3 protein-coding genes, 1 other RNA gene and 3 pseudogenes are annotated in these 5,385 nt (G+C 62.8%); 4 read left to right on the top strand and 3 right to left on the bottom strand.

Annotation, left to right across the window (positions count from 1 at the left end; genetic code table 11):
* Positions 1–36 precede the first annotated feature (36 nt).
* The 3 genes and pseudogenes from ssrS to HT737_RS14020 form a co-directional block, all read right to left on the bottom strand.
* A non-coding RNA gene (ssrS, locus tag HT737_RS14030) (6S RNA) lies at positions 37–215 on the bottom strand.
* Positions 216–247: 32 nt separating this feature from the next.
* A pseudogene (locus HT737_RS14025) lies at positions 248–562 on the bottom strand (cell division protein ZapA); the annotation flags it as partial.
* Positions 559–769: pseudogene (locus tag HT737_RS14020) on the bottom strand (TIGR02449 family protein). The pseudogenes HT737_RS14020 and HT737_RS14025, both read right to left, overlap by 4 nt.
* A 130-nt stretch (positions 770–899) precedes the next feature.
* On the opposite strand from HT737_RS14020, the gene HT737_RS14015 reads away from it, so the two are divergent.
* The 4 genes and pseudogenes from HT737_RS14015 to HT737_RS14000 all read left to right on the top strand — a co-directional run bounded on the left by HT737_RS14015 (position 900) and on the right by HT737_RS14000 (position 5,334).
* Positions 900–1,460 carry a YecA family protein gene (locus HT737_RS14015; protein WP_121182553.1) on the top strand — a complete coding sequence of 187 codons (561 nt, stop codon included), beginning with the start codon at positions 900–902 and terminating at the stop codon, positions 1,458–1,460.
* A gap of 27 nt (positions 1,461–1,487) precedes the next feature.
* Entirely contained in the window at positions 1,488–2,822 is a 1,335-nt protein-coding gene (pepP, locus tag HT737_RS14010; RefSeq protein ID WP_041072078.1) for a Xaa-Pro aminopeptidase, read from the top strand.
* Positions 2,819–4,007, top strand: a pseudogene (ubiH, locus tag HT737_RS14005) (2-octaprenyl-6-methoxyphenyl hydroxylase). The gene pepP and the pseudogene ubiH overlap by 4 nt, the downstream one beginning before the upstream one ends.
* A gap of 109 nt (positions 4,008–4,116) precedes the next feature.
* Positions 4,117–5,334: a 2-octaprenyl-3-methyl-6-methoxy-1,4-benzoquinol hydroxylase gene (locus HT737_RS14000; RefSeq protein WP_182402934.1), complete on the top strand. Its 1,218-nt coding sequence runs from the start codon at positions 4,117–4,119 to the stop codon at positions 5,332–5,334.
* The last annotated feature ends 51 nt before the right edge of the window (positions 5,335–5,385 follow it).

Raw genomic sequence — 5,385 nt, 5'->3', positions numbered from 1 at the left:
TCCGATGCCGGCAAAAACCGGCATCGGATTCGAATCAGGCTCCCCGGATGAACCGCTGTCAACTTAGCCCTTGAACCCGAAAGTTCAAGGTGGAGGATGCAGTAGACTTTAAGGCTTTCCGTCTGGCGGACATGCACACCAGCCCAACGTGCAACCTCCAGGGTAGTGCAAATCGGCTCAGGGACATCGTCAACTGGCAAGCACCCCAGGGAGTGCCGCGAGTATACCTCAAGCGGCCCGGCGAATCAGCCTTGGTGACGTCCGGATCGGTCGCCAGCACCAGATCGACACGATCGAGCAAGTCGCGCACCTGTTCACGGGTCGAGCCGCTGGCCTGGATGTCCGGGCGCTCTTCTTTGTGCAAGAGGTCGTGGGTGATGTTCAGCGCGGCCATCACGGCGATACGGTCGGCGCCGATGACTTTGCCGCTGCTGCGGATCTCGCGCATCTTGCCGTCCAGGTAGCGGGCGGCGCTGACCAGATTGCTGCGTTCTTCCTGGGGGCAGATGATCGAATATTCTTTGTCGAGGATCTGCACGGTAACGCTATTGCTTGAACTCATGAGTCTTGCTCCAGGGCCTTGAGGCGCGAAATCATCGATTCGACCTTACGCCGGGCGATTTCGTTTTTTTTCAATGAGGTGAGCGCGTTCCTCGCGCCAGGTCTTTTCCTGAGCTAGTAAGAGTGCGTTTTGACTCTTAAGTTGCTCCACTCGACTAATCAGCAGTTCGAGTCTGGCCATCAGCGCTTGCAGGTCGGTGTCTTCCATTGTGTCCACTGAGTCGGAGTCTGTCTGATGGGATAGCTGGCGGACAGCCTTTAATAGTCTTGGCGAGTCTGTCGATGTAGGATACAAGGCCTTCATTCTAGACATAGCGCCGTCTGGCGCCTAGCTGCCCATGACCATTGCGAATTCCCCGTACCAAGCCTTTGCCACCCTGCTGACTGCCAGCGGCCACAACGTCTCGCCTGCCGAACTGCATGGCCTGCTGCTCGGCCGCAGCTGCGCCGGCGCCGGCTTCGATAACGAAGGCTGGTTGATCGACGCCGCCGAATTGCTCGAAGGCGATATCCAGGACAACGTCCGCAACGCCCTGATCGGCCTGCAAGAAATGGTCAAGGGTGAGTTGACCGGCAGCGACGTGACCGTCGTCCTGCTGCTGCCGACCGATGACGCGCCGCTGGCCGACCGCGCTGCTGCACTGGGCCAATGGTGCCAAGGCTTCCTCAGCGGTTTCGGCCTGAACTGCCGCGACAGCAGCATGCTCAGCACCGAAGCTACCGAAGTGCTGCAGGATCTGGCGGCGATTTCCCAGGTGCAAGATGCCCTGGAAGAGTCCGACGACGGCGAAAACGATTACATGGAAGTCATGGAATACCTGCGCGTCGCGCCGCTGCTGCTGTTCTCGGAAACCAGGAAAGCCGACGTGCCGCCAGCCGCCAAGCCGTCGCTGCATTAATCGCGTGCCAGGGAAAGCCATCTGCCCATGACCCATATCCCTAAAGCGGAATACAGCCGTCGCCGCAAGGCCCTGATGGCGCAGATGGAACCCAACAGCATCGCGATCCTGCCCGCTGCCGCGGTGGCGATCCGCAACCGCGACGTCGAGCATGTCTATCGTCAGGACAGCGACTTTCAGTACCTCAGTGGATTCCCCGAACCGCAGGCGGTCATCGTCCTGATGCCCGGCCGCGAGCATGGCGAGTACGTGCTGTTCTGCCGTGAACGCAACGCCGAACGTGAGTTGTGGGACGGTCTGCGCGCCGGGCAGGAAGGTGCAATCCGTGATTACGGCGCCGACGACGCGTTCCCGATTACCGACATCGACGACATCCTGCCGGGCCTGATCGAAGGCCGCGACCGGGTGTATTCGGCGATGGGCAGCAACCCGGAGTTCGATCGCCACCTGATGGACTGGATCAACGTGATCCGCTCCAAGGCGCACCTCGGCGCCCAGCCGCCGAACGAATTCGTTGCCCTGGATCACCTGCTGCACGACATGCGCCTGTATAAATCGGCGGCAGAAGTGAAGGTGATGCGCGAAGCCGCACGGATCTCCGCTCAGGCCCACATCCGGGCGATGCAGGCCAGTCGGCCGGGTTTGTACGAGTACAGCCTTGAAGCCGAACTCGATTACGAATTCCGCAAGGGCGGGGCGAAGATGCCGGCTTACGGCTCGATTGTCGCCGCCGGACGCAACAGCTGCATCCTGCATTACCAGCAGAATGACGCGCTGCTCAAGGACGGCGATCTGGTATTGATCGACGCCGGTTGCGAAATCGACTGCTACGCCAGCGACATCACTCGCACCTGGCCGGTCAACGGCAAGTTCTCGCCAGAGCAAAAAGCGATTTACGAGTTGGTGCTGGCCTCGCAGGAAGCCGCATTCGCTGAAATCGCCCCGAACAAAAATTGGAATCAGGCGCACGAAGCCACGGTTCGGGTGATTACCACGGGGCTGGTAAAACTTGGATTGCTGCAAGGCGAGGTCGACGAATTGATCGCGACCGAAGCTTACAAAGCGTTTTACATGCACCGTGCCGGGCACTGGCTGGGCATGGATGTACACGACGTCGGCGAATACAAGGTCGGCGGCGAATGGCGGGTGCTGGAGGTCGGCATGGCGCTGACCGTGGAGCCGGGCATCTACATCGCCCCGGACAACCAGAACGTAGCAAAGAAATGGCGCGGCATTGGCGTGCGCATCGAGGATGACGTGGTAGTGACCAAAACCGGTTGTGAAATATTGACCAGCGGCGTACCGAAAACCGTCGCCGAGATTGAAGCGCTGATGGCGCAAGCACGGACCCACGCGGCATGAGTCGAGTCAATCTGGCAATCATCGGCGGCGGCCTGGTCGGCGCCAGTCTGGCGCTGGCCTTGCAGGCCGGGGCCAAGGCGCGCGGCTGGAAAATCGTCCTGATCGAACCGTTCGCCCCCGGCGACAGCTGGCAGCCGAGCTACGACGCCCGTTCATCGGCGCTGTCCTTCGGTTCGCGGCAGATCTACCAGCGGCTGGGTGTGTGGCAGGAGATTTCCCGCCGCGCCGAGCCGATCAAACAGATTCACGTCTCCGATCGGGGTCGCTTCTCCACTGCCCGTCTGTCGGCGATGGAAGAGGGCGTGCCGGCCTTGGGTTACGTGGTGGAAAACGCCTGGCTCGGCCAGTGCCTGTGGCAGCACCTGGATAAAGACGTGATCAGCTGGCGTTGCCCGGCGGAAGTCACGCGCATGGAGCCGCTGGCTGACGGCTATCGCCTGACGCTCAACGATGAAACCAGCATCGAGTGCGATCTGGCGGTGCTCGCCGATGGTGGCCGCTCCGGTCTGCGCGAGCAGTTGGGCATCAACGTGCGCAAGCGTCCGTACAACCAGAGCGCGCTGATCGCCAACATCACCCCCGAGCGAAGCGCACAACGGCATGGCCTTCGAGCGCTTCACCGACGAAGGGCCGATGGCCTTGCTGCCGCTGCCGGACAACCGTTGCGCACTGGTCTGGACCCGCCTGGGCATGGACGCGCAGCGTTTGGCCGATTTGAGCGAGCGCGATTTCCTCAGCGAACTGCAGGGCGTGTTTGGCTACCGCCTCGGCACCCTGAAACAGGTTGGCGCGCGGCATCTGTACCCGCTGTCGCTGGTGGAGGCCGAAGAGCAGGTGCGCTCGCATCTGGCCGTACTCGGCAACGCCGCGCACAGCCTGCACCCGATTGCCGGGCAGGGGTTCAACCTGTCCCTGCGTGATGCCGATGCGCTGGCTGCCGCACTGCTCGCCAGCGACAAAGCGCTGGGCGACTTCGCCACGTTGCAGGCCTATCGCGAGCGCCAGCGGCTGGATCAGGACCTTACAGTAGGCTTCTCCGATCAGGTCACCCGCCTGTTCGGCAGCACCCAGCCGCTGGTGTCGCTGGGGCGCAACATTGGCTTGCTCGGTCTCGATCTGCTGCCACCGGCCAAGCGCTGGTTTGCCCGTCAGGCCATGGGGCTGGGGACGCGGCCGGATGCTTGAGCGGCGGATCGTCACTTTCACTTTCAGCAGCGCGCCGCCCACTGGCGCGTTCGGTAAAACCCTTTACGGGCGGCGCATGCCGCCAGCGAGACAGGCTTAAAGCATGGAAATGCGCGCAGATCTGCTGATTGTCGGAGCCGGAATGGTCGGCAGCGCCCTCGCGCTGGCGTTGCAGGACAGTGGCCTGGAAGTGTTGCTGCTCGACGGCAGCCCGCTGAGCGTCAAACCGTTCGATGCCGCCGCGCCGTTCGAGCCGCGAGTGAGCGCCTTGTCGGCGGCCAGCCAGCGGATTCTCGAGCGCCTTGGCGTGTGGGACGGCATCGCCAAACGCCGCAGCAGCCCGTACACCGACATGCATGTGTGGGACGGCAGCGGCACCGGGCAGATTCATTTCTCGGCGAGCAGTGTGCACGCCGATGTGCTGGGGCATATTGTCGAAAACCGCGTGGTGCAGGATGCCTTGCTCGATCGTTTGCACGACTGCGATCTGGGCATGCTGGCCAACGCACGGCTGGAACAGATGCGCCGCTCCGGTGATGACTGGCTGCTGACCCTGGCCGATGGTCGCCAGTTGCGTGCGCCGCTGGTGATTGCGGCGGACGGCGCCCATTCGGCGGTACGTCGCCTGACCGGCGTCGCCACCCGCGAGTGGGATTACCTGCACCACGCCATCGTCACCAGTGTGCGCAGCAGCAGGCCGCACCGGATGACCGCGTGGCAGCGTTTTACCGATCACGGGCCGCTGGCGTTTCTGCCGCTGGAGCGTGACGGGCAGCAAGACTGGTGCTCGATTGTCTGGTCGACCACGCCGAGTGAAGCCGAACGCCTGATGGCGCTGGATGAAGCCGCGTTCTGCCGAGAACTGGAGCGTGCGTTCGAAGGTTGCCTGGGCGAAGTGCTCAGCGCTGACCCACGGTTGTGCGTGCCGTTGCGTCAACGGCATGCCAAGCGCTACGTCGCCGAAGGGTTGGCGTTGATCGGCGATGCGGCGCACACCATTCACCCGTTGGCCGGGCAGGGCGTCAACCTGGGTTTCCTTGATGCGGCGGTGCTGGCTGAAGTGCTGCTGCAAGCTGCGGAACGCGGCGAGCGCCTGGCGGACGTGAAAGTGCTGAGTCGTTACGAGCGTCGGCGCATGCCGCACAACCTCGCGCTGATGGCGGCGATGGAGGGCTTCGAACGCTTGTTCCAGGCCGACCCGTTGCCGGTACGCTGGTTGCGCAACGCCGGGTTGAAGCTGGTGGAGCAGATGCCCGAGGCCAAGGCACTCTTTGTTCGTGAAGCACTGGGCCTCACAGGTGACCTCCCCGCGCTCGCCAAACCCTGAGTCGATAACGCTCCCTGTAGGAGCTGCCGAAGGCTGCGATCTTTTGATCTT

It is taken from the genome of Pseudomonas sp. MD195_PC81_125, from assembly GCF_014060985.1.
GTDB classification, from domain to species: Bacteria; Pseudomonadota; Gammaproteobacteria; order Pseudomonadales; family Pseudomonadaceae; genus Aquipseudomonas; species Aquipseudomonas parakoreensis.
This window is presented reverse-complemented; position numbering and strand designations above follow the sequence as displayed.